The 3,006-nt window shown below is 72.9% G+C and carries 4 protein-coding genes and 1 pseudogene; all 5 read right to left on the reverse strand.

The window, feature by feature from the left end; translation table 11 throughout:
- Positions 1 to 21: 21 nt before the first annotated feature.
- Positions 22 to 954: a transposase gene (locus Q8W71_RS32705; protein WP_305526449.1), complete on the reverse strand. Its 933-nt coding sequence runs from the start codon at positions 952 to 954 to the stop codon at positions 22 to 24.
- A gap of 277 nt (positions 955 to 1,231) precedes the next feature.
- Positions 1,232 to 1,459 (reverse strand): hypothetical protein, encoded by a 228-nt coding sequence (locus Q8W71_RS32710; protein ID WP_305529463.1) that lies wholly within the window; start codon positions 1,457 to 1,459, stop codon positions 1,232 to 1,234.
- Between the two features lie 26 nt (positions 1,460 to 1,485).
- A complete protein-coding gene (locus Q8W71_RS32715) occupies positions 1,486 to 2,160 on the reverse strand; it encodes a hypothetical protein (protein WP_305529464.1) in 675 nt (224 codons plus the stop codon).
- Positions 2,161 to 2,253: 93 nt separating this feature from the next.
- Entirely contained in the window at positions 2,254 to 2,472 is a 219-nt protein-coding gene (locus tag Q8W71_RS32720; RefSeq protein WP_305529465.1) for a hypothetical protein, read from the reverse strand.
- A gap of 315 nt (positions 2,473 to 2,787) precedes the next feature.
- Positions 2,788 to 3,006: pseudogene (locus tag Q8W71_RS32725) on the reverse strand (porin family protein); the annotation flags it as partial.

Here is a 3,006-nt window from a genome sequence, read left to right on the forward strand (position 1 = left end):
CCTCAGCGACTGTGTTGGCTGTCAAGCGGGTTGCCATGGTTTCTGGTCCCGGATCATGGCGTTGAGGATGGAGAGGAGCTTGTGGGCGACGGCGACGACGGCGACGATCTTGGGCTTGCCGGCGGCCACGAGCCGGTCGCGGAACCGCTTGAGCACGGGGTTGTGCCGGCAGGCGGTGAGGGCTGCCAGGAACAGGGCCGTGCGCACGCTCTTGCGCCCGCCCGACACCATGGCGCGGCCCTTCCCCTTGCCGGACTCGCGCACGAACGGGGCGAGGCCGGCCAGCGCGGCGATCTGCTTGGTCTTGAGCCGGCCGAGTTCGGGCAGCTCGGCCAGGAGCGTGCGCGCCGTGACCGGCCCGACCCCCGGCACCGAGGCGAGCAGGTCCTCGGTGGCGCGCCAGGCCGGCGAGCCGCGCACGCCCGTGTCGATCTCGGCGTCGATCGCGGCGAGTTCCTTCTCCAGCGCCTTGATCAGCCGGGCGATGCTCCTGGCGATCCGCGCCGCCTCGGTGCGCGGGGCCCGGTTCTTCTCGGACGCCAGCATCTCGACGATCTGACGGCGCCGGGCGACCAGATCCGCCAGCATCCGCGTGGCCGCATCCGGCAGCGGCCGCACCGCCGGCTGCGTGGCGGCCGCGAACCGGGCGATCACGGCCGCGTCGATCGGATCCGACTTGGCCCGCTGGCCCAACGCCTTGGCGAAGTGCCGGACCTGGGCCGGATTGACCACCACCAGCGGCAGACCCGCGCCCGCCAGGGCTGCCGCCGCCACCTGCTCGAAGCCGCCGGTCGCCTCGATCGCCACCAGATCCGGCCCCAGCGCCTGCAGGCGCGTCACCAGATCGTTCAGGCCCGTGCCGTCGCGGGCAACCGCGAAGGCCTGACCCTGCGGCAGGACATGCACGTCCAGCCGCGCCTTGCACACGTCGATGCCGACACACACCAGCGCCATTCCGCCCCACCCTTGCGCAACCGGGCTCTTGCGGCCCGAGCGACTGTCCGGGGTCGTGGAATGGGCGGGCAGGCTCCCAAGCTGAGGTGCGGGCTTCAATGCCCCAGGATGAGCCGGGGTCCTGCCCGCCGCCGCAGATCCGACCTTACCAAATCGGATGCGCAAAGACTTACAAGGATGAGGAACAGGGTTGGATGCGGCGCCCGGCACGCACTGTCGTGTACCGTGTGGCGCGCCAACGCGAACCTGCTGAGCATCCGCTTCCGCGGCGGGCGCTCTAATCCGCCGGACCGTCGCGGTCGCCGTCCTGCCCCGCCGCCCGACGGGCGAAGTCGAGGATGCGTCGTCGCGAGGCCTGGGATGCGCGCTGCCACAGGTGCAGCAACTCGCCCAGCGCCGCGCTCTCGCTCGCCGCGGTGCTGGCGCCGAAGAAGTCGTCCACGGAACAGCCGAGGCGGTCGGCGATCCGCTTGAGCAGCGTCTCGGTCTCGGCATCCAGGGGCATCCTCGCCCCCGACTCGTGCGGACCCGTCACCCGCGCTCTCCCGGATCCCGCCCACGCCGGTCGTCGGCGTGCAGGCTCTGTGCGAGGATCCGTCCGAGTTCCCGCAGCAGCACGTCGATCAACGGCAGCGCCTTCCGTTCCGGACCGGGCCCCTCCGCCAGGCAGGCCCGCCCGGCGAGCAGATGCTCGATGCCCTGGACGAGACCCGGCGCGGGTGCGCCGGGCGGTGTGCCGGGCCCGAGCGACGGCCCGTCCCCCGGCGCCGCGGGGGTGTCTTCCTCGGGGAGCTCCACGACGATGCCGCTGACCTGGACCCCGTGCGGACTGTCGTCGGGGAGCGCGGTGCCGCGCAGAAGGATCTGCCGGGACGTGTCCCCGTCCGGGCGCGTCCGCAGCGTCGCCTCGATGCCGCGGCCGCTCCTCAGGGGGGCGGAGACCTGCGCGCGGTAGTGCGGCCCGTCGTCGGGATGCACGGCTCCGGCGAGGTCGGCCAGGGGCAGTCCGATCAGCCGGGTCTCGCTCGGGAGGCCGAACGCCCGCGCCGCGCCGAGGCAGTAGCGGAGGCGGTCGTCGCCGGGATCGTAGGTCCAGACGCCGGCTCGGGCGGCCCTCAGCGCCGTCGTCTTCTCGGCGATGATCGCGCGGGCTCGCTCGCCCGGGTCGCCGGCCTCCGATCGGTTCGGGACGGTCTCCCCGCTCATCTTCCCCCTCCCACATGACGGGCTGCGATGCGCAGCTCCGTGCCATGAACGTTCGGGAGCGCCGCGATGATCCGGAAGGGCAGGCCGCCGGCTCTAGCGCGGCGTTCCGCGGCCGGGGTGGTTCCCGCGCCAGACGAAGTAGGCGGCCACGAGCAGGAAGAGCACGAGACCCGTCCAGAGGCCGCCCTCGCTCAGCCGGCCGATGAACCACGGACCGAGCGCGGGAGCCGCCGGATCCATCCACCAGCCGACCGCCGCCAGCGCGGCGGCCGTCAGAGCGGCGATGAACAGGATCGCGGTCGGGAGCGGCATCCCGGCAGGATAGCCGTCGGGGACGGCCTGTCGAGGGGGGCGGGTCTCGCGCGTCGCGCGGGCGACTGGCTCGCGGGCCTCGCCTCCGCGGCCGCCCGGGCGTTCGGATCGCGGATCCGGACGACGCCGTCGTCCCGGTGCCGACAACGAGAAGCGCCCTGAAGCGGGAAGCTCCAGGGCGCCAGTTGGCCAAAGCTGCCAAGCTGATCGGGCCGGGGGACGCTGTGGCCGGACCGGAAGGCGGGTCGTGCTTGCTGCGGGCGACGCGAGAGAGGACCGATCCCCCCGCGCCGCCCGTCCTTCCCGCTCCCCGGATCAGAAGCCGCCGAACTTGTAGTTCAGGCCAGCGCGGACGACGGCGAAGTCGTTGGTGTTCCGGTTGCTGGCGACGGTGCTGTAGACGGGCTCGAGCACGCCGCTGTTGATGGCGCCGCCGACGAGCGGCAGGCCGGTGCGGTTGCGGTCGAGGCTGACGTACAGGCCTTCGACCTTCACGGTGACGGCCGAGGAGCGGAAGAAGTTCAGGAAGGAGTC

Origin of the sequence: Methylobacterium amylolyticum (assembly GCF_030700245.1) — a bacterium.
In the GTDB taxonomy this organism is placed as follows: Bacteria; Pseudomonadota; Alphaproteobacteria; order Rhizobiales; family Beijerinckiaceae; genus Methylobacterium.